Annotated in this window: 23 protein-coding genes; 19 read left to right on the top strand and 4 right to left on the bottom strand. The window is 71.0% G+C overall.

The window, feature by feature from the left end; all coding sequences use genetic code 11:
- Positions 1 to 763 precede the first annotated feature (763 nt).
- A complete protein-coding gene (locus NIE79_RS06995) occupies positions 764 to 1507 on the top strand; it encodes a Scr1 family TA system antitoxin-like transcriptional regulator (RefSeq protein WP_238677775.1) in 744 nt (247 codons plus the stop codon).
- On the top strand, positions 1498 to 1719 hold the full coding sequence (locus NIE79_RS06990) for a DUF397 domain-containing protein (RefSeq protein WP_238677765.1): 222 nt from the start codon (positions 1498 to 1500) through the stop codon (positions 1717 to 1719). The genes NIE79_RS06995 and NIE79_RS06990 overlap by 10 nt, the downstream gene beginning before the upstream one ends.
- An 82-nt stretch (positions 1720 to 1801) precedes the next feature.
- Here NIE79_RS06990 and NIE79_RS06985 read toward each other — a convergent pair whose 3' ends face one another.
- Complete coding sequence (locus NIE79_RS06985; protein WP_238659941.1) at positions 1802 to 2314, bottom strand: Lrp/AsnC family transcriptional regulator; 513 nt, start codon at positions 2312 to 2314, stop codon at positions 1802 to 1804.
- A 214-nt stretch (positions 2315 to 2528) separates the two neighbouring features.
- Here NIE79_RS06985 and NIE79_RS06980 point away from each other — a divergent pair, with 214 nt between their 5' ends.
- From NIE79_RS06980 to NIE79_RS06915, 14 genes are all read left to right on the top strand, one after another.
- The gene (locus NIE79_RS06980) at positions 2529 to 3713 is read left to right on the top strand and encodes a polyamine ABC transporter substrate-binding protein (protein WP_238677764.1); all 1185 of its coding nucleotides are present in this window, start codon (positions 2529 to 2531) and stop codon (positions 3711 to 3713) included.
- Positions 3714 to 3718: 5 nt separating this feature from the next.
- Positions 3719 to 4870 carry an ABC transporter ATP-binding protein gene (locus NIE79_RS06975; protein WP_238677763.1) on the top strand — a complete coding sequence of 384 codons (1152 nt, stop codon included), beginning with the start codon at positions 3719 to 3721 and terminating at the stop codon, positions 4868 to 4870.
- The gene (locus NIE79_RS06970) at positions 4867 to 5775 is read left to right on the top strand and encodes an ABC transporter permease (protein WP_238677762.1); all 909 of its coding nucleotides are present in this window, start codon (positions 4867 to 4869) and stop codon (positions 5773 to 5775) included. The genes NIE79_RS06975 and NIE79_RS06970 overlap by 4 nt, the downstream gene beginning before the upstream one ends.
- On the top strand, positions 5775 to 6611 hold the full coding sequence (locus NIE79_RS06965; protein ID WP_238677761.1) for an ABC transporter permease: 837 nt from the start codon (positions 5775 to 5777) through the stop codon (positions 6609 to 6611). Before NIE79_RS06970 ends, NIE79_RS06965 begins: the two co-directional genes overlap by 1 nt.
- Positions 6612 to 6648: 37 nt before the next feature.
- On the top strand, positions 6649 to 8115 hold the full coding sequence (locus NIE79_RS06960; protein ID WP_238677760.1) for an NAD(P)/FAD-dependent oxidoreductase: 1467 nt from the start codon (positions 6649 to 6651) through the stop codon (positions 8113 to 8115).
- A complete protein-coding gene (locus NIE79_RS06955; protein WP_238677759.1) occupies positions 8115 to 9296 on the top strand; it encodes a saccharopine dehydrogenase family protein in 1182 nt (393 codons plus the stop codon). The genes NIE79_RS06960 and NIE79_RS06955 overlap by 1 nt, the downstream gene beginning before the upstream one ends.
- A gap of 270 nt (positions 9297 to 9566) precedes the next feature.
- On the top strand, positions 9567 to 10355 hold the full coding sequence (locus tag NIE79_RS06950) for a G5 domain-containing protein (RefSeq protein WP_238677774.1): 789 nt from the start codon (positions 9567 to 9569) through the stop codon (positions 10353 to 10355).
- A gap of 254 nt (positions 10356 to 10609) precedes the next feature.
- Positions 10610 to 11455 carry a type IV toxin-antitoxin system AbiEi family antitoxin gene (locus NIE79_RS06945; RefSeq protein ID WP_238677758.1) on the top strand — a complete coding sequence of 282 codons (846 nt, stop codon included), beginning with the start codon at positions 10610 to 10612 and terminating at the stop codon, positions 11453 to 11455.
- A 424-nt stretch (positions 11456 to 11879) separates the two neighbouring features.
- A complete protein-coding gene (locus NIE79_RS06940; protein ID WP_238677757.1) occupies positions 11880 to 12545 on the top strand; it encodes a response regulator transcription factor in 666 nt (221 codons plus the stop codon).
- Positions 12542 to 13606 carry a sensor histidine kinase gene (locus NIE79_RS06935; RefSeq protein ID WP_238677756.1) on the top strand — a complete coding sequence of 355 codons (1065 nt, stop codon included), beginning with the start codon at positions 12542 to 12544 and terminating at the stop codon, positions 13604 to 13606. Before NIE79_RS06940 ends, NIE79_RS06935 begins: the two co-directional genes overlap by 4 nt.
- 73 nt (positions 13607 to 13679) lie before the next feature.
- Positions 13680 to 14693: a threonine ammonia-lyase gene (locus NIE79_RS06930; protein WP_238677755.1), complete on the top strand. Its 1014-nt coding sequence runs from the start codon at positions 13680 to 13682 to the stop codon at positions 14691 to 14693.
- A complete protein-coding gene (locus NIE79_RS06925) occupies positions 14690 to 15820 on the top strand; it encodes a D-alanine--D-alanine ligase family protein (RefSeq protein ID WP_238677754.1) in 1131 nt (376 codons plus the stop codon). The genes NIE79_RS06930 and NIE79_RS06925 overlap by 4 nt, the downstream gene beginning before the upstream one ends.
- Positions 15817 to 16494: a M15 family metallopeptidase gene (locus NIE79_RS06920; RefSeq protein ID WP_238677753.1), complete on the top strand. Its 678-nt coding sequence runs from the start codon at positions 15817 to 15819 to the stop codon at positions 16492 to 16494. The genes NIE79_RS06925 and NIE79_RS06920 overlap by 4 nt, the downstream gene beginning before the upstream one ends.
- Before the next feature lie 57 nt (positions 16495 to 16551).
- The gene (locus NIE79_RS06915; RefSeq protein WP_238677752.1) at positions 16552 to 17226 is read left to right on the top strand and encodes an RlpA-like double-psi beta-barrel domain-containing protein; all 675 of its coding nucleotides are present in this window, start codon (positions 16552 to 16554) and stop codon (positions 17224 to 17226) included.
- A gap of 56 nt (positions 17227 to 17282) precedes the next feature.
- On the opposite strand, the gene gabT is transcribed toward NIE79_RS06915, so the two are convergent.
- Together gabT and NIE79_RS06905 are read right to left on the bottom strand one after the other, a co-directional pair.
- On the bottom strand, positions 17283 to 18590 hold the full coding sequence (gene gabT, locus NIE79_RS06910; protein WP_238677751.1) for a 4-aminobutyrate--2-oxoglutarate transaminase: 1308 nt from the start codon (positions 18588 to 18590) through the stop codon (positions 17283 to 17285).
- A gap of 27 nt (positions 18591 to 18617) precedes the next feature.
- The gene (locus tag NIE79_RS06905; protein ID WP_238677750.1) at positions 18618 to 20054 is read right to left on the bottom strand and encodes a gamma-aminobutyraldehyde dehydrogenase; all 1437 of its coding nucleotides are present in this window, start codon (positions 20052 to 20054) and stop codon (positions 18618 to 18620) included.
- A 142-nt stretch (positions 20055 to 20196) separates the two neighbouring features.
- On the opposite strand from NIE79_RS06905, the gene NIE79_RS06900 reads away from it, so the two are divergent.
- Positions 20197 to 21636, top strand: a complete 1440-nt coding sequence (locus NIE79_RS06900; RefSeq protein ID WP_238677749.1) for an aldehyde dehydrogenase family protein — start codon at positions 20197 to 20199, stop codon at positions 21634 to 21636.
- Positions 21637 to 21654: 18 nt separating this feature from the next.
- On the opposite strand, the gene NIE79_RS06895 is transcribed toward NIE79_RS06900, so the two are convergent.
- Positions 21655 to 22896 carry an SUKH-3 domain-containing protein gene (locus NIE79_RS06895; protein ID WP_238677748.1) on the bottom strand — a complete coding sequence of 414 codons (1242 nt, stop codon included), beginning with the start codon at positions 22894 to 22896 and terminating at the stop codon, positions 21655 to 21657.
- A gap of 78 nt (positions 22897 to 22974) precedes the next feature.
- Here NIE79_RS06895 and NIE79_RS06890 point away from each other — a divergent pair, with 78 nt between their 5' ends.
- Together NIE79_RS06890 and NIE79_RS06885 are read left to right on the top strand one after the other, a co-directional pair.
- Entirely contained in the window at positions 22975 to 23397 is a 423-nt protein-coding gene (locus NIE79_RS06890) for a YbaB/EbfC family nucleoid-associated protein (RefSeq protein WP_238677747.1), read from the top strand.
- Positions 23394 to 23726: a hypothetical protein gene (locus NIE79_RS06885; RefSeq protein WP_238677746.1), complete on the top strand. Its 333-nt coding sequence runs from the start codon at positions 23394 to 23396 to the stop codon at positions 23724 to 23726. The genes NIE79_RS06890 and NIE79_RS06885 overlap by 4 nt, the downstream gene beginning before the upstream one ends.
- The last annotated feature ends 10 nt before the right edge of the window (positions 23727 to 23736 follow it).

Raw genomic sequence — 23736 nt, 5'->3', positions numbered from 1 at the left:
CTGCCCGGGTCGGGCCTGCCCTGCTCAGGCTGCGGTTGCGCTGCCGCGTCGCGTTTGGCGGCCGTTCGACTCGCGCCTGACGAAGGGTCAGGCCGGCTCGTTGTTGGGTCCTGCCGACCGCCGAATCGTTTGCGACATCAGCTCCAAAGGACCCGCCTGTCGGTAGCGCCTCCCTCTGCCGCCGGCTCGATTCACTCCGGTTCGCTGAAATCGCGGTGTCCGGGCACGGCTGATACCGCGATATCAATGAAGTCGAGTGGATCAAGCGCGGGGGTCGGGGTGACGCGGTCCGGGGATCAGGAGGCGCGCGGCCGCAGCCGAGGTGACCCGGAGCCGCAGGTCGTGGAGATGCCGGCCAGGGTCAGGGGCGCCGGCCAGGGTCAGGGGCGCCGGCCGGGGTTCTGGGTCGGGGGCGCCGGCCAGGGTCAGGGGCGCCGGCCAGCGTCAGGGGCGCCGGCCAGGGTCGGGGGCGCGGGCCTCGGGTCAGGGGGCGCGGGCCCGGCGCCGAGGGGAGCGGGTCTTAAGGACGCTGGCGGGGCACCTCGGGGGCGGTACTGGGGCACTCTGGAAGCGCGCCAACACGTCTCACCGCAACACGCCGGTAGGTCGCAGACACGGACACGCAGCGTGGCTATCGTCCGCCGCAACGTGCATCGAGCAGCGTCGCAGCGCGCCTGCTGGACGGAGGGTCAGGGGTCGTCCGACACGGCACGGAGGAGCGGCGGGAGGGTCCGGGGTGGCGAACGAGGCGTTGCGGGTGGCGATGGCCGAGGCGGGGGAGACTGTCGAGTCGTTGGCCGAGAAGGTCCGCGTCGACCCGAAGACGGCGGCGCGGTGGCTCGCTGCGGGGCGCATTCCGCATCCGCGTACCCGGGTGGCGGTGGCCGAGGTTCTGCGCCGGGACGCGGCCGACCTGTGGCCGGAGCCGTTCCGCCGTCGTGACCTGCCGTGGTTCCGGCCGTGGGCCGAGCTGGAACAGGACGCCACCTCGCTCCGGTGGTACGAGCCGCTGCTCGTGCCGGGTCTGCTCCAGACCGAGGGGTACGCCCGGGCGATCCTGGGCACCGGTGGGCTTGTCGCACCGTCCGAGGTGGACCAGATCGTGGCGGGCCGCCTCGAACGGCAGGCGGTCCTGGGCCGCGATGCTCCACCGCAGCTCGTGGCGGTGATCGACGAGGTGGTGCTGCGCCGGCCGGTCGGCGACAGTGCCGTGATGGCCGGCCAGTTGGCCCACCTCGCGAGGGTGGCCGAGTGGGAGCACGTGCAGGTCCGGGTCATCCCGGCGGAGAGCCCGTGGCACACCGGGCTGGCCGGCCCCTTCATTCTGGGCCGGCTGCCCGACGGGACGGAATTGGCGTATCTCGACAATCAGCTCCGCGGTCAGGTCGTGACCGATCCCCTCGACGTCGCTAGCCTGGGACGCAGGTGGGAGAGCGTCACCGGCGAGGCGTTCCCCCAACGACGGTCGATCGAGCTGATCGGGGAAGTGGCCACGACATGGACATGACCGACGCCCGCTGGCGTACCGCGACCCGCAGCAGCAACAACGGTGGCGCTTGCGTCGAGGTGGCCGACAACCTGCCCGGCCGGGTGCTGGTGCGCGACAGCAAGGACCGCGACGGCGGCACCCTGACCTTCGCGCCGACCGCCTGGTCGTCTTTCGTAGGCGCGGTCGGCGCGGTAGGCGCGGCCGACGCGGTCCGCACGGCGCGCCGCTGATCCACTCGGGATCACGGAAACCGGGGCGTCAGGGCGACCCGGACACCCCGACTTCCGGAAAGCCGAGTGGATCACGGGAGGCTCAGGCCGTACCCCAGGTGTAGGTCTGCTTGCGCAGCTTGAGATAGACGAACGCCTCGGTGGAGAGCACTCCGGGCACCGCGCGTAGCCGTTGCAGGATCTCCAGCAGGTGGTCGTCGTTGCGGCAGACCACCTCGGTGAGCAGGTCGAACGACCCGGCGGTGATCACGACGTAGTCGACCTCGTCCAGCTCGGCCAGCCGGTCCGCGACCGCTTCCAGGTCACCGTCGGTACGCAGACCGATCATCGCCTGCCTGTTGAAGCCGAGCTGGAGCGGATCGGTCACCGCCACGATCTGCATCACGCCGGAGTCGAGCAGCCGCTGCACCCGCTGGCGGACCGCCGCCTCGGACAGCCCCACCGCCTTGCCGATCGTCGCGTACGGGCGGCGGCCGTCCTCCTGGAGCTGCTCGATGATCTGCTTGGCCACGTCATCCAGCAGAGCGTGATTGGCGCCTTCACGGACAGCGACGCGGCGACCGCCGTTGCTGTTCTCGTGCTGCCGGTTTGTCATTGCCCGCTCCCCATGTCCCGAATCGTGATGTCGCGCGTGTATCCCCGCGTAGTCTGGCGTATTTCGTCGTGCATCGCTATTCCCGCAACGGAATCCCTTGTAAGGGAGGTCACCTCATGTCAGGATCAGTCGTCCATGGCACTTGACCCTCCCGACATTCCCGCCGGCGTGCCTCCCCGTCCCGCCCGCCGACGATGACCCCCTAGGAGTCGTCATGCGTACTCCCCTCCGGCCCCTCTCCCGGCGTGGACTGCTCACCGGCACTCTCGGTTCGGCCGCCCTGCTCACCATGGGCGGCAGCCTCGCGGGCTGCGGCACCAAAGGCGCGCAGCAGACCGAAGCTGGCTGCGTCAGCGAGGACCTCTCCGGCACCGAGAAGAAACTGGCCTTCGCAAACTGGCCGCAGTACATGGACGTGGACGACGCTGACGAGTCCAAGCGACCGAGCCTCGACGAGTTCATCACGAAGACCGGCATTCAGGTGACCTACACCGAGGACATCAACGACAACAACGAATTCTTCGGCAAGGTGCAGAACCAGCTCGCCGCCTGCCAGAGCACCGACCGGGACATCATCGTGCTGACCGACTGGATGGCGGCCCGGATGATCCGGCTCGGCTGGATCCAGAAGCTGGACCCGGCGAAGATCCCGAACGTGCAGGCCAACCTGCTTCCGTCGCTGCTCAACCGCCCCTTCGACGCCGAGAACCGGATCTCCATCCCGTGGCAGTCCGGCCTCGCCGGCCTGGCGTACAACGGCAACGTCACAAAGGAACTGCGGACTGTCGACGAACTGCTCACCCGCCCCGACCTCAAGGGCAAGGTGACAGCGCTCAGCGAGATGCGCGACACCATGGGCCTGCTGCTCGGGTCCAACGGGCACGACCCGGCGAACTTCACCGCCGCCCAGTTCGACGACGCCCTCAACAAGCTCAAGAAGGCCGTCGACTCCGGGCAGATCCGCAAGTTCACCGGCAACGACTACGCGCCCGACCTGGCCAAGGGCGACATCGCCGCCTGCATCGGCTGGTCCGGCGACGTCATCCAACTCTCCACCGAGGACGAGAAGGTGCGGTTCGTCGCGCCGGACTCCGGCGTGATGCTCTACAGCGACAACATGATGGTCCCCAACAAGGCCACCCACAAGGGCAACGCCGAAGCGCTGATCAACTACTACTACGAGCCCGCGGTAGCGGCGAAGCTCGCCGCGTACGTCAACTACATCTGCCCGGTGAAGGGCGCTCAGGCCGAGATGGAGAAAATCGACCCCGAGCTGGCCGCCAACCCGCTGATCTTCCCGGACGAGGCGCTGCTGTCGAAGTCCAAGGTGTTCATGGCCCTGGACGAGAAGCAGGAGAAGGAGTACGAGGGCAAGTTCCAACAGGTCATCGGGGCGTGACGAGGATGGCGCGCGAGACACCCGCCGGCGACCTGCGCCTGGCCGACCTCACCAAACGGTTCGGCGTCTTCACAGCTGTCGACGACCTGAGCCTGACCATCGAGCAGGGCTCGTTCTTCGCGCTGCTCGGGGCGTCCGGCTGCGGCAAGACCACCACGTTGCGGATGATCGCCGGCCTGGAGGAGCCGACCAGCGGCCAGGTGCTGCTCGGTGACCGGGACATCGCCCGGCTGCGGCCCTACAAGCGGCCGGTCAACACCGTCTTCCAGAGCTATGCGCTCTTCCCGCACCTCTCCATCTTCGAGAACGTCGCCTTCGGGCTGCGCCGACGCGGCATCCGCTCGGTCGACGACGAGGTCACCCGGATGCTGTCGCTCGTGCAACTCGACGGGTACGGCAACCGCCGCCCCGCCCAGCTCTCCGGTGGTCAGCAGCAGCGGGTCGCGCTGGCCCGCGCCCTGATCAACCGGCCGCAGGTGCTGCTGCTCGACGAGCCCTTGGGCGCACTCGACCTCAAGTTGCGCCGACAGATGCAGATCGAGCTGAAGCGCATCCAGACCGAGGTGGGCATCACCTTCGTGCACGTCACCCACGACCAGGAGGAGGCCATGACCATGGCCGACACCGTCGCGGTGATGAACGCCGGCCGGATCGAGCAGTTGGGTGCCCCGGCCGACATCTACGAGTTTCCCGCCACCGCCTTCGTGGCGAACTTCCTCGGCCAGTCCAACCTGCTCGCCGGCGAGGCCACCGGCGCCAGTGGCGGCGACGTCGCGGTGACCGCGCACGGCACGCGCTTCTCGGTGCCCGCCGGCCGCTCACGGGCCGACCACGGCCCGGTCCACCTGGGGGTACGCCCGGAGAAGCTGATTCTGGTCGGCTCCGCCGACCAGGTGCCCGCCGGGCATCAGCACGTCACCGGGGTGGTCACCGACGCCTCCTACGTGGGAGTCAGCACGCAGTACCTGCTGCGCACCGGCTGGGGCACCGAGTTGTCGGTCTTCGCCGCCAACAGCGGGACGTCGGCGCGGGTGGCGCTCGGCAGCGAGGCCGTGGCGTACTGGGATCCGCAGCACGCGTTCCTGCTGCCCCGCGACGCCGCCGACACCGACCGGACGTCGCCGGTGCTCGACGAGCCGGTGGGTGCGTCGTCGTGACCCTGCTGGCCCCCACCGGCTCGGGGCACCCGCCACCCGCGCCACCGGCAGCCCGGTCCGGGCGACGCCGACTCCTGCCGTACCTCCTGTTGTTGCCCGGTGCGGCCTGGCTGCTCGTCTTCTTCGGTGTGCCGCTGGTGCAGTTGGCGGCGGCCAGCCTGTACGACCCCAGCGGCTCGCTCTCCACCGGGTACGCGATGACCTGGGCGGTCGGCAACTACCCGGACGTGGTGCAGGCGTACTGGCCGCAGTTCCTGCGTTCGTTCGGCTACGCCGGGCTGGCCCTGGTGTTGGCGTTGCTGCTGGGCTACCCACTGGCGTACGCCATCGCGCAGAAGGCCGGCCGTTGGAAGAACCTGCTGCTGGTGTGCGTCGTCGCGCCGATGTTCACCAGCTTCCTGGTCCGCACGCTGGCCTGGAAGACGATCCTGTCGGACAACGGCGCTCTCGTCGGTCTGCTGCGCGACGTGCACCTGCTCGCCCCGGACGGTCGGTTGTTGGCCACCCCGTTCGCTGTGGTGCTCGGCCTGACGTACAACTTCCTGCCGTTCCTGGTGCTGCCGCTGTACGCGAGCCTGGAGCGGCTGGACCCCCGGTTGCTGGAGGCGGCCACCGACCTGTACGCGAGCCCGGTGCAGGCGTTCCGTCGGGTGACGCTGCCGCTGTCCATGCCCGGTCTGGTCGCCGGCACGCTGCTGTTCTTCATCCCGGCCAGCGGCGACTACATCAACGCCGAACTGCTCGGCACCCCGAACGAATACATGATCGGCAACGTCATCGACTCGGCGTTCCTGGTCCGACTGGACTACCCGCAGGGCGCCGCGCTGTCGTTCCTGCTGATGGCGGCGATCCTCGCTGTGGTCTTCGGCTACCTCCGTCGAGCCGGCACGGAGGAGGTCCTCTAATGCGACTCTCGCGTTGGCTGGCGGACCGCTGGGTGATGATCGTGGCGTTGCTGGTGCTCGGCTACCTGGCGCTGCCGATCCTGGTGGTGGCCGGGCTGTCGTTCAACCGGCCGTCGAGCCGGCTGTCGTACGACTTCAACGAGTTCACACTGGACAACTGGCGGCAGCCGTGCGCCACCTCGGACATGTGCGACGCGGTGGTCCGCAGCGTGCAGATCGGGTTCATCGCCACGGTTGTCGCCACGCTGCTCGGCACCCTGATGGCGTTCGCGCTGGTCCGGCACCGCTTCCGTGGCCGGTCCGGGATCAACGTGCTGATCTTCCTGCCGATGGCCACCCCGGAGCTGGTGATGGGCACGTCGTTGCTGGCCCTGTTCGTGTCGGCGGGCGTGCCGCAGGGGTTCTGGACCATCGTGATCGCGCACGTGATGTTCTGCGTGTCGTTCGTGGTGGTGACAGTGAAGGCGCGGCTCGCCGGGATGGACCGGCGGATGGAGGAGGCCGCCATGGACCTCTACGCCAACGAGTGGCAGACCTTCCGGCGGATCACCCTGCCGCTGGTGCTGCCCGGCATCGTGGCCGCCGCGTTGCTGGCCTTCTCGCTGAGCTTCGACGACTTCATCATCACGAACTTCAACGCCGGCACCACTGTCACGTTCCCGATGTACGTCTGGGGCGCCGCCCAGCGTGGCATCCCCTCGCAGGTCAACGTGATCGGCACCGCGATGTTCGCAGTCGCGCTGCTGCTCGTGGGGCTCAGCTCGCTGCGTGGTCGACGGGCCCGCCGCGCCAACCTGCTGGCCGGGCCGTCAGGTCACCCGCGTCGGTCGTCATGACCCTCCCGGATGCGGGTCCTCCGACCGGTGCGCCGTCATGACGCTCCCGCATACCGGCCGGGCGTTGGCCGACGCGGCACCCGTGCCGTACTGGCTCGATCGCCCGGCCCGGCCCGACCCGCTACCGCCACTGAGCGGTCGGCACTCCGCCGACCTGCTGGTGATCGGCGGCGGTTACGGCGGACTGTGGGCCGCGCTGTTGGCGAAGCAGGCGGACCCGGACCGGGACGTGCTGCTCGTCGACGCCGGGACCTGCGGTTGGGCCGCGTCCGGGCGCAACGGCGGGTTCTGCGCCGCCTCGCTGACCCACGGCCTCGCCAACGGCGTCGACAGGTTCCCCGACGAGGTCGGCGAGTTGGAACGCCTCGGCCGGGACAACCTGGACGCGATCGCCGCCACCGTCGCGAAGTTCGACATCGACTGCGACTTCGAGCGCACCGGTGAGCTGGCGGTCGCCGTCGAGCCGTACCAACTCGACGGGCTGGCCGCCGACGCGGACCTGGCCCGCCGGTACGGCCACCGGGTGCGGCTGCTCGACCGGGACGAGGTACGCGCCGAGGTGCACTCACCGACATACCTGGGTGGGATGTTCGACGCCGACCGGGTCGCCCTGGTGGACCCGGCGAAGCTGGCCTGGGGGCTGCGCCGCGCCTGCCTCGACCTCGGCGTACGCGTGCACGAACACACCCGGGTCACCGGCCTGCGCGCCGACAACGCCGCGCTGCACGCCAGCACCCTGGGCACCGATCCCGCCGCCCACCCGACCGATCCTGGCCGGTCCGACACCAGGGCAGCAGGCCAACCCGGCTCGATACGGGCGCGCCGGGTCGTGCTGGCCACCAACGCGTTCCCGCCGCTGCTACGCCGGCTGCGGGCGTACCTGGTGCCGGTCTACGACCACGTGCTGATGACCGAACCGCTCACCCCGGCCCAGCGCGACGCCATCGGTTGGCGCAACCGGCAGGGGCTCGCCGACACCGCCAACCAGTTCCACTACTACCGGATCACCACCGACGGGCGGATCCTCTTCGGCGGCTACGACGCCGTCTACCACTACGGCAACCGGGTCGCCCCCGAGTTGGAGCAACGACCGGCCACCTTCACCACCCTCGCCCGCCACTTCTTCACCACGTTTCCGCAGCTCGCCGACGTGCGGTTCAGCCACCGTTGGGGCGGGGTCATCGACACCTGCACCCGGTTCTGCCCGTTCTTCGGCACCGCCTACGGCGGTCGACTGGCGTACGCGGCCGGCTACACCGGCCTCGGCGTCGGGGCCACCCGCTTCGGCGCCCGGGTGCTGCTCGACCTGCTCGACGGCGGAAACACCCCGCTGACAGGGCTCGACCTGGTTCGCCGCAAGCCACTGCCGTTTCCGCCGGAACCCGTCCGCGCGGTCGGCATCAACCTCACCCGCTGGTCACTGGCCCGCGCCGACGCGCGCGAGGGCCGGCGCGACCTCTGGCTCCGTACTCTCGATCGTTTCGGTTTGGGGTTTGATTCCTGATGCGTGTCCTCCTCGTCGGCGCCGGTGGCGTCGGCTCCGCCGCCGTAGCCATCGCCGCCCGACGGACCTTCTTCGAGACCGTTGTGGTCGCCGACCACGACCCCGTTCGGGCCCAGCGGGCGGTCGCCGGGCACGGTGACCGTTTCGTCGCCGCCCAGGTGGACGCCTCCTCGGCCGACGCGGTCACCGCACTGTGCCGGGAGCACCGGATAACGCACGTGCTGAACGCCGTCGACCCGCGGTTCGTCATGCCGATCTTCGATGGCGCGTTCGCGGCCGGCGCGGACTACCTGGACATGGCGATGTCGCTGTCGCACGTCGAGACCGGCGTGAAGCTCGGCGACGAACAGTTCGCGCTGGCCGACACCTGGTCGACGGCCGGTCGGCTGGCGCTCTGCGGCATCGGTGTCGAGCCCGGCCTCTCCGACGTGTTCGCCCGTTACGCCGCCGACGAGCTGTTCAGTGAGATCGACGAGATCGGTGTCCGGGACGGGGCGAACCTCACAGTCGACGGGTACGACTTCGCGCCCTCGTTCTCCATCTGGACCACAATCGAGGAGTGCCTCAACCCGCCGGTCGTCTGGGAGAGAGACCGGGGCTGGTTCACCACCGAACCGTTCTCCGAGCCGGAGGTCTTCCACTTCCCGGAGGGGATCGGGCCGGTCGAGTGCGTCAACGTCGAACACGAGGAGGTGCTGCTCATCCCGCGCTGGGTCAAGGCCCGGCGGGTCACCTTCAAGTACGGCCTCGGGGACGAGTTCATCGAGGTGCTCAAGACGCTGCACAAGCTCGGCCTGGACGCGGTCTCCCCGGTGCGGGTACGCGGCGTCGACGTCTCCCCGCGCGACGTGGTGGCCGCGAGTCTGCCCGACCCGGCCACGCTCGGTGCCCGGATGCGCGGCAAGACCTGCGCCGGCACCTGGGTACGCGGCCTCGGCCCGGACGGTCAACCCCGCGAGGTCTACCTGTACCACGTGGTCGACAACGAGTGGTCGATGCGGGAGTACGGGCACCAGGCAGTGGTCTGGCAGACCGCCGTCAACCCGGTCGTCGCGTTGGAGCTGCTCGCCAGCGGCGCGTGGGCCGGCGTCGGGGTGCTCGGGCCGGAAGCACTTCCCCCGATGCCCTTCCTCGACCTGCTGAACGGTTACGGGTCACCATGGGCGATGGAGGAGCGGTGAGCCCGCCCCGCTGACGGCATGACGACAGTTCCGTCGTCCCCGTTGGACACCAGCTCGCCCGTCGATGCGGTGCATGTTGATTTGCGGCTTTTGTTGGTGCCGACACGCGCACGATCGGCCCTGCCCTGGTGACCTGCCGGGTTGCCCCGCTTGTCGACTCGTCGCCCGTGAGCGCGCCCACCGATCTTTCCGCGAAGCGAAAGGCGCAGGTGACGGACGCGACGGGGGATATTGCAGAATGTGTTTGCGACGACACTCATCGCCGTGACGATGCAACCACCACAGAACCCGGTGCCGCCGTACCCGCCGTCGTTCGGCCAGACGCCCCGACCAAACTGGTTCCGCCGGGCAACTCCCGCCCGCCGAGTCGCGGTGATTCTCGGCTCGGTGACGCTGTCGATCCTGCTGCTCTGCTGCACCGGCACCGCCATCATCGGCGCGCTGACCGGCGAGCCGGAGCCGTCCAAGAAGACCGGCACCGCCGCCGAGCAGCCGCAGCAGCCGATCCTGGCCGCGCCCGGCGAGCCGACCGAGGAAGCCCCGGCCCAGGAGTCGCCGGTCGCCGCGCCCTCCTCTGAGCCCGCCACCACGCCCTCGTCGGCGCCTTTGTCGGTCGCACCCAGCCCGTCCAGCGCGGCAGCCGTGCCGGTGGTGCAGGTGACGACAGTGACGGAGAAGGCCACGGTCCGGTACGGCGAGCGGACCGTCAAGGACTCGTCACTGGCCGAGGGTAAGCGGGTCGTCCGGACCAAGGGTGTGAACGGCGTCCGTACCCTGACCTACGAGGTGACCACCACCGACGGCGTGCGGACGGCCAAGAAGCTGGTCAAATCCGCCGTGACGAAGCAGCCGGTGACCCAGGTCGTGGCCGTCGGCACCAAGAAGCCGCAAACGTCGAAGTGCGACCCGAACTACAGCGGCTGCGTCCCAATCGCCAGCGACGTCGACTGCGCTGGTGGCAGTGGCAACGGCCCCGCCTACGTCAGCGGGCCGATCAGGGTGATCGGCGACGACATCTACGCGCTGGACCGAGACGGCGACGGCATAGCCTGCGACTAACCCCCGGTCCGCCCCCGCCCCCCGCCCCCCGCGCCCCGCCCCGCCCCCGCGATCTTGCACTTTCTGTGCTCACGTTTCATGTCTTATCGGGCATATCGACGACAGGAAGTGCAAGATCGCGGGGTTGAGGTTCCGGGGTGTGAGGCGCTAGCACAGCAACGGGTGGGGTTGGGGGTTGTCCACAAGGGGGGCGGTTTTCCACAGAGGGTCGTCGCGGGACCTCTCTGGGGTCCTGGGTTGGTCAGCCTGCTCCCATGGCTACTCAGTTGTGGCGTAGTGACGCACTGATGCGGCAACTCACCGTTGGGCGGATCCGTAGTCGGCTCGACCGCGAGGAATTGCACCGCGTGCGCAGAGGGGTCTACGCCGACCAACCTCCCAGCGACGATGACGAACTGCGTGCACTGATGCTCCGGCTGCCCGATGGGGCGATGTTGGCCAGGCAGAGTGCCGCCCGCCGACACGGTTTCGGCGTGCTGCGTGATGATCTGATCCACGTGCATCTGCCCGCCGAGGTGCCGAAGCCCCGTCTACCCGGGGTGGTCGTTCACCGGACGGTTCTACCCGCTCGGCCGGTCCTCGTCGACGGTCTGCCCTGTGTGCCGGCGGCTCGGTGTGCGGTCGACCTGGCTCGCGCCGTTCGGCGGCTCGACGCACTCCCGGTACTCGATGCTGCGCTCCGGTCGGGCTTGGTCACCCAGGATGACCTGCTGAGCGAGGTCGCAGCCCATGACGCGCTGCGTGGTGTTCGCCAAGCCCGGCAACTCATACCGCTGGCGGACGGCAGGGCTGAGTGCCGACAGGAAAGCCAGCTGCGACTGATTCTGATCGATGGAGGGTTGCCTCCGCCGGAGCCACAACTATGGGTGGCCGACCGCCAGGGCATCCCTCTCTACCGGCTAGACCTGGGCTACCGGGAACGCCGGATCGGTATCGAGTACGACGGACTGTCGCACCTGGACCGTGACCGGCTCAGGCATGACCGGGAGCGGGTCAACTGGCTCGACGCAGCGGGTTGGCGCATGCGCTATTTCACCGACCGTGACCTCTACCGCCGCCCCCAACACACCACAGCCACCATCCGCGCCGCCCTCTCCTAACCACCTAACCCACCCCGCCCCACCCCCACTCCCACCCCCACCCCCGCCCCACTCCCACCCCGCCGATCTTGCACTTTCTGCCCCGAAAAATGCCTCATCAGGGGCATCACGGCAACACAAAGTGCAAGATCGCGGGGGCGGGCGCGGGGGCGGGCGCGGGGGCGGGGGCGGGGGTGGGTGGGCCGGGGTGAGTTCCGGGTGGTTTCTTGTGGCGCAGCTCACCTCGGCGCGCCAACCCGTCGTGGCCTTCGGGGACGGACGACGCAGATGGCGCGACACGGACACGAAGTCGACCAGGGCTGGCTTGCGGTGGTTTGCCCGATGGACACCCGCGTGGAGGATGGCTGCGGCGGGTGCTTACAGAACCCTTAACCCGGGCCTGCGACGGTATGCCGGGCAAGCCGAACTGGGGGAGCGGACAAACGTGCGGGTGCTGGTGGCGGACGACGAGCGGTTGTTGGCGGACACGGTGGCCGAAGGGCTGCGCCGCCTCTCGATGGCCGTCGACGTCTGCTACGACGGTGACGGTGCGCTGGAGCGGGTCGGCGTGAACCGGTACGACGTCGCGGTGCTGGACCGGGACATGCCCGGACACACCGGCGACGAGGTGTGCCGCAGCATCACCGACGCACAGGTCGGCACCCGAGTGCTGCTGCTCACCGCTGCGGCCGGCATCCGGGACCGGGTCGAGGGTCTCGGTCTCGGCGCGGACGACTACCTGACCAAGCCGTTCGCCTTCGCCGAGTTGGTGGCTCGGGTGCAGGCCCTCGGGCGACGGTCCGCCCCGGCGCTGCCACCGGTGCTCGCTCAGGACGGCCTGGCGCTGGACGTGGGCCGGCACCTGGCCACCCGGGACGGCCGCCCCCTCGCGTTGAGCCCCAAGGAGTTCGCGGTGCTGCATGTGCTGCTGCGCGCGGACGGCCAGGTGGTCAGCGCCGAGGAGTTGCTGGAGCAGGCATGGGACGAGTTCGCCGACCCGTTCACCAACGCCGTACGGGTCACAGTGATGACTCTGCGCAAGAAGCTCGGCGATCCCGCGATCATCCACACCGTTCCGAAGGCCGGCTACCGCATCGGCGGCACGGCGTGAGCTGGACGCCCCGACGTCGGGTGCTGCTGGTGGGGCTGCTGGCGCTGCTGGCCGGCCCGATACTGCCGACGATGGGCAAGTGGCTGTCGGAGGTGACGTGGAGCTGGGGGCAGCAGTTCTGTGACCTGCCCATGCCCGGGTTGTCGGCGGTGTGCCGCAACGTGCGGCCGGGGGCGTTCATGCTGCCCCTGATGGCCGTCCTGCTCGTGACAGTGGCCGCCCTGGTGGGGCTCTGGTTCGCCGCGGTGTGGTGCCTGCGCCCGGTTGCCGATCTGGCCGGGCCGATCGGGCACCTCGGCCCGCAGAACCTCGGTCACCGGATCCGGCCCCGGGGCAGGGACGAGTTGGCCCGGCTGTCCCGGGCGATCGACGAGATGATGGAACGCGTCTCCGCCGGGTACGAGGGGCAGCGGCGGTTCGCCGCGAACGCCTCGCACGAGCTGCGGACGCCCCTCGCGGTGCAGCGGACGCTCATCGAGGTCGGCATGGCAAGGGCGCTCACCGGGGAGCAGTTGGAGTTGCTGACCAGTCAGCTGCTGGAGACCAACGAGCGCAACGAACGCCTGATCGAGGGCCTGCTCGCGCTCAGCGAGAGTGACCAGGGCCTCCGTTCGCGGATACCGCAGCGGTTGGACACGATCGTCGAGGCGGTGCTGACCGGGTACCTGGACCGGGCCCGGGAGGCCGGGATCACAGTGGAGACCCATCTCGAACCCCGGGTCGTCGTCGGCGAGCGGGTGCTGCTGGAACGCCTGGTCACCAACCTGGTGGAGAACGGGATCAAGTACAACCGGTCGGGCGGTTCACTGACCGTCGTGGTGAGCGGTGTGCCCGCGCTGTCGGTGGTCAACACCGGCCAGCCCGTACCGGCCGAGGCGGTGGCGGGTCTGTTCGAGCCGTTCCGCCGACTCGCCCGGGACCGGACCTCGCAAGGCGGCGGGGCCGGCCTGGGTCTTGCCATCGCCCGCTCGATCACCCAGGCCCACGACGGCATCATCTCCGCCCGGCCCGCCGAGTACGGCGGCCTGCGGGTCGACGTCCAGCTACCCACCGTGAACTGACACTTCCACCCACCTTTCCCGGGGTCCACGTACCGCTGGACCCCGCCTGTGGTGTGCCCGAGAAGGAGAGACGATGACACGCACCGTTGGCCAGGTCCGGGCCGATGTCGAGGAGGCCAGCCGCTGGCTCGCCGGCCGCGTGGTCCGCACACCAGTGCTGCGCTCCGCGGTGATCGACGAGCGTGCCGGGGCGCGGGTCCTGCTCAAGGCGGAGAATCTCCAGGACGGCGGCTCGTACAAGATGCGGGGCGCGCTGCGCGCTGTCGGCCGCCTCGCCGCGGCCGGCCACACCGGGGTGATCGCGCAGAGCACCGGCAACCACGCGGTGGCGGTGGCGTTGGCGGCCCGGCAGCACGGGCTCGCGGCGACAGTGGTGCTGCCTGTCGACGCGGCGTCGACGAAGGTCGACCGGGCGCGCGCGGCGGGGGCGCGGGTGGTGTTCGCCGGCACCACCGTCGACGAGCGGGTGGCGGTGGCCAACGGGCTCAGCGACGAGAGCGGTCACCCCGTCGTCGACGCGTACGACCACCCGGACGTGATCGCCGGGCAGGGCACCGCGAGTCTGGAGCTGATCGAGGACGCCGAGCGCGCGGGGACGCCGTTGGACGTGCTTGTCGTACCGGTGGGTGGTGGTGGCGGGGTTGCCGGCGCGAGCCTGGCCGCCGCCGGCTCCGGCATCGAGGTGTACGGCGTGGAGCCGGTGGGCTGCGACTCGCTCGCCCGCAGCCTGGCGGCAGGTGTTCGCGTGCCGGTCGCGCCGGCGCCCAGCATCGCGGACGGGCTGCGGCCGTCCTGCGTGGGTGAGCTGCCGTTCGCCATCGTGCGGGACACGCTGCGCGGGGTCGTCCGGGTCGACGACGACGAGATCGCGGCGGCGTTCCGGCTGATCCTGACGGAACTCAAGGTCCTCGCCGAGCCGTCCGGGGCGGCCGGCCTGGCCGGTGCCCTCCGGCTTCCACCGGCGGGAGACCGACAGCGAACGGTCGGCGTGGTGCTGACCGGCGGGAACGTGGAGGCGGCGCTGGTGGCCCGGTTGATGGCCTCGCGATCCGCCGACCGGGCGGCTGAGGAAGGGGCGGCGGCGTGAGCGCGCCAGTTCGGATCGGAATCCTGTTCGGTGGGCCGTCGGCGGAGCACGAGGTGTCCTGTGCCTCAGCGCTCGGGGTGGCCCGGGCGCTTGCCGGCGGCGGCTACCGCACTGTCGCCATCGGCGTCACCCGCGGCGGTGGCTTCCGGCTGATGCCCGACGCGCTGCTGGCCGAGTTGCGCGACCGACCGGCCGGCGAGCGGGCCATCGACGACCAGCTGGTGGTGACCGGGCCGGCCGTCGAGTTGCGGGCCGGTCCGCGTCCGGGCGTCGTGCAGGTGTGCGCCGGTAACGCCCCCGGCGCTGTGCACGCCGAGTTGGACGTGGTCTTCCCGGTGCTGCACGGCCCGTACGGCGAGGACGGTGTGGTGCAGGGGCTGCTGGAGTCACTGAACGTGCCGTACGTCGGGTGCGGCATCCTCGCCTCGGCGGTCGGCATGAACAAGGTGGCGATGAAGCGGGCGCTGCGCGCCGAGGGCATCCCCGTCACCCCGTACGTGTCGTTCGACGCGCACACCTACCGGGCTGTCGACGACCCGGAGAAGCTGGTGACCGGGCTGAGCCGGCCACTCTTCGTCAAGCCGGCCAGCATGGGCTCGTCGATCGGCATCTCCCGCGTCGGCGAGGGTGACGACCTGGCCGCCGCCGTGGAGGAGGCGCTCCGCCACGACCAACTCGTCATGGTCGAGCAGGGTGTCGCCGGCCGGGAGTTGGAGTGCGCGGTGCTCGGTGGCTGGCGTCCCGAGGCGTCGGCGGTGGGCGAGGTGCAGGTCACCGGCGGCTGGTTCGACTACCAGCAGAAGTACTTCGGCGACGCCGACCCGATGATCGTTCCCGCCGTGCTGCCGGACGAGGTGACCGCGCGGGTCCGTGAGCTGTCGCTGCGCGCGTTCGCCGCGATCGGCGGTTGGGGTCTGGCCCGGGTCGACTTCTTCTACGACGAGACGACGGGTGAGCTGTACGTCAACGAGCTGAACACGATGCCCGGCTTCACCGCGCACTCGATGTACCCGAAGGTGTGGGCAGCCGTCGGGGTCAGCTACCGGGAGGTGGTGGACCGACTCGTCGAGTTGGCAGGGGTCCGGCACGCGGAACGGTCCGCGAGCACTGCGGGGAGCGTCCGATGATCCTGCTCTCCGATCCGCGGGTGGCGGCAGTGCCCAGCGCCGACGACGGCGAGGAGTTCGTGGACCTGCGTGAGCTGCCGGAGTTGCGGCTCGACGGCCGGGCGGCCGACCCCGCCGGGGCGTACGCCCGGCTGCGCGCCGGTGTCGTGGACCGCCTGCTGGCGGCGCAGCGTGCCCTGCCCGGTGGGCTGCGGCTGCTGGTGGTCGAGGGCTACCGGCCGTACCAGTCACAACTGGCCATCTTCACCGGCTACCGGGACGAGCTACGCCGACGGCATTCGGACTGGTCGCCGCAGCGGCTGCACCGGGAGACCACGAAGTTCGTCGCACCGGTCGAGGTGGCCCCGCACAGCACGGGCGGCGCGGTGGACCTGACGCTGTGCACCGACGACGGGGTGGAGCTGGACCTGGGCACGGCCATCGACGCCACCCCGGAGGACAGCGCCGACGCCTGCTTCACCGACGCGCCGACGATCGGCGGCACCGCCCGTCGGCACCGGCAGATCCTGGTGGACGCGCTCGGCGGCGCGGGGATGGTGAACTACCCGACCGAGTGGTGGCACTGGTCGTACGGCGACCGTTACTGGGCGCTGATCACCGGTGCCCCGCACACCCGGTACGGGCCGGTTGACCTGGCCGCCGCACGATCGATACCCGTGCCGGCTGAACGGTAGGACGCTCCGGTCCGTACCGGTGGGTGAAGGACACCACCGAGGACGGGAGTGACGGCGATGAGGGTGCAGCGCAGGCACGTGCTGGCAGCGAGCGTGGCGGTGCTCGCCGCGGTGGGCGTGTCGGTGGGGACCAGCTTCGGGTTCGCCGACACGTCCCCGGCACGGTCGTCGGTCTGCTCGGGCTCGGTCACCTTCTCGGCGGAGGGCGGGGCGCCGGCGGCGACCAGCGACAGGTTCCCGGTGGGGACCCGGCTGCGGGTGACCAACCTGGACAACAACCGGGCGGCCACTGTGACGGTGACCGGCCCGTCGGGCAGTTGCGTGCTGCTCAACTCCGCCGCCATGGAGCTGGTCCGCGAGCCGGGGAAGAACGTGATCCGCCGCAACGTGGTGGAACGCGTCGACGGCGCGGCCCCGCCCGCCGGCGCTCCGGCCCCCGGCACCGTCCGCCCCGGCGCCGCGTCGCCCGGCGCGCCCGGCCCGGCGCCCCGGTCGGCGTGCTCGGGCGCGATCACCTTCTTCGAGGAGGCGGCGGGACCGGCGGCGACCAGCGGGCAGTTCCCGGTGGGTACCCGGCTGCGGGTGACCAACCTGGACAACAACCGGGCGACCACCGTGACGGTGACCGGCCCGTCGGGCAGTTGCGTGCTGCTCAACTCCGCCGCCATGGAGCAGATCCGCGAGCCGGGCAAGAACCTGGTGCGCCGCAACACTGTCGAGGTGCTTCGCTGACAGTGGCGGAGGGGCCCGTGCACCGGGCCCCTCCGCCACTCAGCCTTCTCCGCCGCTCAGCCGAAGGCCGCGTCGAGGAGGTCGGCACCCCGACCGAGTTGCCCGTCGGAGATCACCAGCGGGGGCAGGAAGCGCAGCACGTTGCCGTACGTGCCGCAGGTCAGGGTGAGCAGACCGGCGGCGTGACAGGCCGCCGAGATCGCCGCGGTGGCGACCGGGTCGGGGGTGAGGGTGCCCGGCAGCACCAGCTCCACGGCGAGCATGGCGCCCCGGCCGCGGACCTCGGCGACCCGGGGATCCCGCTCGGCGATGGCCCGTAGCCGGGGGACCAGCAGTGACTCGATCCGTCGGGCCGCACCGGCCAGGTCCAGCTCGTGCATGGTCTCGATGGTGGCCAGCGCGGCGGCGCAGGCGATCGGGTTGCCGCCGTACGTGCCGCCGAGCCCACCCACGTGCACCGCGTCCATCAGCTCGGCCCGACCGGTCACTGCGGCCAGCGGCAGGCCACCGGCGATGCCCTTGGCGAGGGTCACCAGGTCGGGTTCGACGCCCTCGTGGTGGCAGGCGAACCAGTCACCGGTACGGCAGAAACCGGTCTGGATCTCGTCGGCGACGAAGACCACCCCGGCCGCCGTCGCCCAGGCCCGCAGCGCGGGCAGGAAACCCGGCGCGGGTACGACGAAGCCACCCTCGCCCTGGATCGGCTCGATGAGCAGCGCGGCCACGTTGTCCGCGCCGACCTGCTTCTCGATCAGCTCGACGGCCCGGGCCGCCGCCTCCGCGCCGGAGAGCCCACCATCGCGCAGCGGGTACGACATCGGCACCCGGTAGATCTCCCCGGCGAACGGCCCGAACCGGTGCTTGTACGGCATGTTCTTCGCTGTCAACGCCATGGTCAGGTTGGTCCGGCCGTGGTACGCGTGGTCGAACACCACGACCGCCGGCCGCCCGGTGGCGTGCCGCGCGACCTTGACCGCGTTCTCCACCGCCTCCGCACCGGAGTTGAACAACGCCGAGCGTTTCGCGAACCCACCGGGCGTCAACGCGTTGAGCTGCTCGCACACCGCCACGTACGACTCGTACGGCGCGACCATGAAGCAGGTGTGGGTGAACCGCTCCACCTGCGCCCGGACCGCCTCGACCACCCTCGGCGCCGAGTTGCCCACGCTGGTCACGGCGATGCCGGCGGCGAAGTCGATCCACTCCCGGCCGTCGACGTCGGTGATCGTCCCGCCCGACGCGTGGTCCACGTAGGACGGGATCACACTGCCGACACCCCGGGCCACCGCATCGCCGCGCCGCTTGTGCAACTCCTCGGAAGTCGGCGCGGCGCCGCTTTTCGTTCGCGGCTGCGGGGCTCGCAAACCCGGCTCACTCCTCGCGCTCACGGTTCAGCCCTCGATGTTGTGCATGACGTGCTTGATCCGGGTGTAGTCCTCCAGGCTGTAGACCGAGAGGTCCTTGCCGTGCCCGGAGTGCTTGAAGCCACCGTGCGGCATCTCGGAGACGAACGGGATGTGCGTGTTGACCCAGACACAGCCGAAGTCCAGCCGACGGGTCATCCGCATGGCCCGGCCGTGGTCGCGCGTCCAGACCGACGCGGACAGGCCGTAGTCGACGCCGTTGGCCCAGCGCACCGCCTCGTCCTCGTCGACGAAGCGTTGCACGGTGATGACCGGCCCGAACACCTCGTCCTGGATGATCTCGTCGGCCTGACGCAGCCCGGAGACCACGGTCGGCGCGTAGAAGTAGCCGCGTTCGCCCTGCCGGGACCCGCCGGTCTGGATCGCCGCGTGGTCCGGCAGGCGGTCCACGAAGCCGCTGACCCGGGTGAGCTGGTTGGCGTTGTTCAGCGGACCGTAGAGCACGTCGGCGTCGTCCGGGGCGCCGGTCTTCGTGTTGCGCGCCTGCTCGGCGAGCGCCGCCACGAAGTCGTCGTGGACGCCGGGGCCGGCCAGCACCCGGGTGGCCGCCGTGCAGTCCTGCCCGGCGTTGAAGTAGCCACCCAGCGCGATGGCCTCGGCCGCCGCCGCCACGTCCGCGTCGTCGAAGATCACCACCGGGGCCTTGCCGCCCAACTCCAGGTGGGTCCGCTTCAGGTCGGGGGCCGCCGCGGCGGCGACCTCCATGCCCGCGCGGGTCGAGCCGGTGATCGACACCAGCTGCGGGGTCGGGTGCGACACGAGGGTACGACCGGTGTCCCGGTCGCCGCAGACCACGTTGAACACCCCGGGCGGGAAGAACTCGGCGGCGATCTCGGCGAGCAGCAGCGTCGACACCGGTGTGGTGTCCGACGGCTTGAGCACCACGGTGTTGCCGGCGGCGAGCGCGGGGGCGATCTTCCAGACCGCCATCATCAGCGGGTAGTTCCAGGGGGTGACCTGCGCGCAGACGCCGATCGGCTCACGCCGCACGTAGGAGGTGTGCCCGGCCAGGTACTCCCCGGCGGACCGCCCCTCCAACATCCGCGCGGCGCCGGCGAAGAACCGGAACTGGTCCACCGCCGGTGGAAGCTCCTCCTCGGCGGTGAGCTGGCGGGGCTTACCGGTGTTGCGGACCTCGGCGTCGACCAGCTCGGCGGCGCGCGCCTCCACGGCGTCGGCGAGCTTGAGCAGTGCCCGCTGCCGCTCGGCGGGGGTGACCTCCCGCCAGCTCTCGAACGCGGTGGCGGCGGCGCTCATCGCCGCGTCCACGTCGGCGGCGCCGGAGACCGGAGCCTGGGCGAACACCTCACCGGTGCAGGGGTCGACCAGGTCGGCGTAACCGCCATCGGACGGGTCGACGTAGGAGCCGTTGACGAAGTTGCGCAGCTGCTGCTGGTCACTCATGAGGGATCACTCCGAGGGGGCCGGGGGCGCGGTTCTGCGGCGGTTATCGCAATCTCCCTGCCATCTTCGCTACTGAATTCGCGGCAGACAAGGGTTATCGCGACTGTTTCCGTCGGCAGGCCGCTCGGCTACTCTGCTCGACGTGGAGCCCGCAGCCTTCTTCGTCGCCTCCCGCCCCGCCACCGGCGAGGGTGAGTTGACAGTCCACCACCCGTACGACGGCCGCCCGGTGGGGCGTACCACAGTTGCCACGCCTGACCAGGTCGACGCCGCCGTCGCCGCAGCGGCCGGGGTGGCCGCGCAGGCCGCGGCCCTGCCCGCGCACGCCCGCGCGGCAGCCCTCGACCACGTGTCCCGGCGGCTCGCCGAGCGCGCGGACGAGATCGCCGCCCTGATCACCGCGGAGAACGGCAAGCCGCTCAAGTGGGCCCGAGCCGAGGTCGGGCGTGCGGTGTCGACCTTCCGCTGGGCCGCCGAGGAGGCCCGTCGCTTCTCCGGCGAGTTGCAACGACTCGACACCGACCCGGCCGCTGGCGGGCGGATCGCCCTGGTCCGCAGGGTGCCGCGCGGGCCGGTGCTGGGCATCACGCCGTTCAACTTCCCGCTCAACCTCGTCGCCCACAAGGTGGCCCCGGCCATCGCCGTCGGCGCGCCGATCATCGTCAAGCCCGCTCCCGCGACGCCCCTGACCGCGCTGCTGCTCGGCGAACTGCTGGCCGAGACCGACCTCCCGGGCGGGATGTTCTCGGTGCTGCCGCTGCCCAACGACCGCGCCGCCGAACTGGTCACCGAACCCCGGCTGCCGGTGGTGTCGTTCACCGGCTCCGGGCCGGTCGGCGCGGCCATCCGCCGCGCCGCACCGGAGAAACACGTGACGCTGGAGTTGGGCGGCAACGCTGCCGCTGTCCTCTGTGCGGACTGGACGACCGACGAGGACCTGGACTTCGCCGCGCAGCGCATCGCGACGTTCGCCAACTACCAGGCCGGCCAGTCGTGCATCGCCGTCCAACGGGTGTACGTGCACCACGCCCTGTACGCCGACTTCCTGCCCCGACTGGTGGCGGCGGTGCGGGGGCTGCGGACCGGAGACCCCGCGTCGGAGCTGACCGACGTCGGGCCGATGGTGTCCGAGGACGCTGCCCGCCGGGTCGAGACGTGGGTGGCCGAGGCCGTCGCCGCCGGCGGCACCGTCGAGGTGGGCGGCCTGCGCGACGGCGCGACCTACCCCCCGACAGTGCTCACCGGCGTGCCGGCGAACGCCAAGGTCGTGGCCGAGGAGGTCTTCGGGCCCGTGCTGGTGGTCGCCCCGGTCGCCGACGACCAGGCCGCGTTCGCCGCGGTCAACGACTCGGCGTACGGCTTGCAGGCCGGCGTCTTCACGCGGCGCCTGGACGTGGCCTTCGCCGCCGCCCACGCGCTGGAGGTGGGCGGGGTGATCGTCGGCGACGTGCCGTCGTACCGCGCCGACCAGATGCCCTACGGCGGGGTGAAGGGCAGCGGCGTCGGCCGGGAAGGACTGCGCAGCGCCATGGACGACTACACCGAGCCCCGGGTCATGGTGCTGACCGGCCTCACGCTCTAGGCCGGCAACGCTGCCGCGCTAGTCGGCCTGCCAGGTGCCGTCGTCGCGCACCCGGGCGGGGGTGCGGCCGAGGAGCAGGGTGGTCAGCGCGGCGTCGATGGTGTCACCGAGGAACCACTCGCCGGCCTGGTCGAGCGCGAAGACCCGGCCGCGTTCGTCCACCGCCAGGATGCTGTCCTGCTGCTCCGTGCCGATCGGAAAGAGGCGTACGCCGAGCACCGCGCCGAAGTCCGCGAGGGTGTCGGCGGTGTGCGCGATGGTGTGCGGGCGGATGTCGAAACGGGAGATCCACACCTGCTCGCCCCGGCCGCGCCGCGCACCGACCAGGCTGGGGAAGGCGGTGAGCGCCTCCACGGCGGCGGGAAAGACCTCATGCCGATGGTTGCGCCCCGGCACCGACGTGACGTCCCGTACGGCGGCGGCGGCCATGATCTGATCCCCGATGTGTGGCCGCCAGCCGGCCGCCACCAGCGCGTTGGCGACCTCCGCCGGGAACCGCCCAGGATCGGGGTCGGGTGCCTCCGGCGCCTGCCAGGTCTCGGCGTAGGCGCGAGCCGACTCCGGCAGGACGTTCGCCCGCACCAGGAAGGAGATGCACGAGTCGCAGGGCCGCTCGGCAGGCCCACCAGCGGGATCACCCGGCTCACGGACCCGGAAGATCTCGAACCGGGCGCCCTCCAGCAGCGCCGCTGCCTCGGGCCGCCCCATCGGCGCGATGCCCTCGGCGGCGCGGCGGTGGTCGTACTCGTGCAGGACGTCGGAGATCACGATCAGCTCGGCGTGAGCCTCCCCGCCACGCACCAGCTCGCCGGGCGGCAACTGGTCGAGATAGTCGCGGACCAGCGGGTGATGGTTGAGTGGCACGTCGGCCTTCGTGCCCTGGGCCGTCCAGAGCCGTCCGTCGATGGTCAGGTGCGCGGCGGTGTTCGGGGTGGCGCCCCGATGGATTTCCCGGAGCAGCAGGCTCGACGGGTCGACAGTGCGGGGAGCGGTCGGGCCAGCGGGCTGGCTGCGCCGGTACAGCTCCGCCACCACGGTGCTCGGCACCCGAGGCCAGGTGGTGACGGTGCCGGTCTGCTTGTCGATGACTGTCGTCGGCAGGTCACCGGGCACCGTGCGCACCTCGGTGGGCACGACGGACGTGATGACCCACCCCAGGTCGAACTCGTCGACCATCGCTGTGCACTCGTGGCCGAGACGTTGCGAGTCACGGCGGGCCCAGGTGGCCGCGAGCTGCTCGGCCTGTTGACGGTCGATCACGCATTGAAACTACCGGACTACGCGGATCGATGGCGGCCGGTATTGTCGTGCTCTACCGACGGTGACGGGAGGGCGGCGGTGGACGAACAGGCGGACCGGGGCGTCAATCGCGAGCTACGGGCCCGATTCGACGACGTTTATGGGCAATACCAGCAGCTCAGGTCCGGTTTGGACACCCTCCAGACGCGACTCGCCGCGCTGCGGGTGACCCGTCGGTCGGCCGACGGGCAGGTGACGGCGACAGTGGGCGCGCAGGGCCAGTTGTTCGAGGTCGAGCTGACGCCGGCCATCTACCGGGACCGCGACGCTGACGCGCTCGGCCGAAAGATCACCGAAACGATCCGGGCCGCCGCGACCGCCGCCGCCGACGCCACCCGCGACCTCGTCGCCGAGACCATGCCGGCCGGCTCCGGAACGATGGACTTCCTCAAGACCGGCGATTACGCCACCCTGCTCGGTCGGGCCGACGCCGTACTCGGCAAAGGTGAGGCGACGCCATGACCGACGGGCAGCTCTGGCTTGATCCGTCCCGGGCCGTCCGGGGTGGTGCCGACCTGGCACTCGCCGGCGAGGCGGTGACGGCCCGCCGCGCGGCGGAGGGAGGCGCGATCGAGGCCGCCAGCGGCGTCCGGCCCTGGGGTCGCGACGACATCGGCGCCGCCTTCGAGCGCAACTACCGCGGGTTCGAGCAGACAGTGCTGCGAGCCTGGGCCGGCGTCGGGCACCGGCTCACCGAGCTGGGCAGCGACGTGGTCGAGGCGGTCGACGCGAGCGTGCAGACCGACGGGGCCAGCGCCGCCCGGGTCGGTCGGGCCGCCGACCGGCGCTGACGGCCGGCGA

The organism is Micromonospora trifolii (assembly GCF_022229005.1).
GTDB lineage: Bacteria > Actinomycetota > Actinomycetes > Mycobacteriales > Micromonosporaceae > Micromonospora > Micromonospora trifolii.
The sequence above is the reverse complement of the archived record's forward strand: the minus strand, read 5'-3'. Positions and strand labels throughout refer to the sequence as shown.

Excerpts from the sequence above, each read along its gene's own strand:
- NIE79_RS06995 (WP_238677775.1), top strand. The coding sequence starts at position 764 with ATGGCCGAGGCGGGGGAGACTGTCGAGTCGTTGGCCGAGAAGGTCCGC.
- NIE79_RS06990 (WP_238677765.1), top strand. The coding sequence starts at position 1,498 with ATGGACATGACCGACGCCCGCTGGCGTACCGCGACCCGCAGCAGCAAC.
- NIE79_RS06985 (WP_238659941.1), bottom strand. The coding sequence starts at position 2,314 with ATGACAAACCGGCAGCACGAGAACAGCAACGGCGGTCGCCGCGTCGCT.
- NIE79_RS06980 (WP_238677764.1), top strand. The coding sequence starts at position 2,529 with ATGCGTACTCCCCTCCGGCCCCTCTCCCGGCGTGGACTGCTCACCGGC.
- NIE79_RS06975 (WP_238677763.1), top strand. The coding sequence starts at position 3,719 with ATGGCGCGCGAGACACCCGCCGGCGACCTGCGCCTGGCCGACCTCACC.
- NIE79_RS06965 (WP_238677761.1), top strand. The coding sequence starts at position 5,775 with ATGCGACTCTCGCGTTGGCTGGCGGACCGCTGGGTGATGATCGTGGCG.
- NIE79_RS06960 (WP_238677760.1), top strand. The coding sequence starts at position 6,649 with ATGACGCTCCCGCATACCGGCCGGGCGTTGGCCGACGCGGCACCCGTG.
- NIE79_RS06955 (WP_238677759.1), top strand. The coding sequence starts at position 8,115 with ATGCGTGTCCTCCTCGTCGGCGCCGGTGGCGTCGGCTCCGCCGCCGTA.
- NIE79_RS06950 (WP_238677774.1), top strand. The coding sequence starts at position 9,567 with ATGCAACCACCACAGAACCCGGTGCCGCCGTACCCGCCGTCGTTCGGC.
- NIE79_RS06945 (WP_238677758.1), top strand. The coding sequence starts at position 10,610 with ATGGCTACTCAGTTGTGGCGTAGTGACGCACTGATGCGGCAACTCACC.
- NIE79_RS06930 (WP_238677755.1), top strand. The coding sequence starts at position 13,680 with ATGACACGCACCGTTGGCCAGGTCCGGGCCGATGTCGAGGAGGCCAGC.
- NIE79_RS06920 (WP_238677753.1), top strand. The coding sequence starts at position 15,817 with ATGATCCTGCTCTCCGATCCGCGGGTGGCGGCAGTGCCCAGCGCCGAC.
- NIE79_RS06915 (WP_238677752.1), top strand. The coding sequence starts at position 16,552 with ATGAGGGTGCAGCGCAGGCACGTGCTGGCAGCGAGCGTGGCGGTGCTC.
- NIE79_RS06905 (WP_238677750.1), bottom strand. The coding sequence starts at position 20,054 with ATGAGTGACCAGCAGCAGCTGCGCAACTTCGTCAACGGCTCCTACGTC.
- NIE79_RS06885 (WP_238677746.1), top strand. The coding sequence starts at position 23,394 with ATGACCGACGGGCAGCTCTGGCTTGATCCGTCCCGGGCCGTCCGGGGT.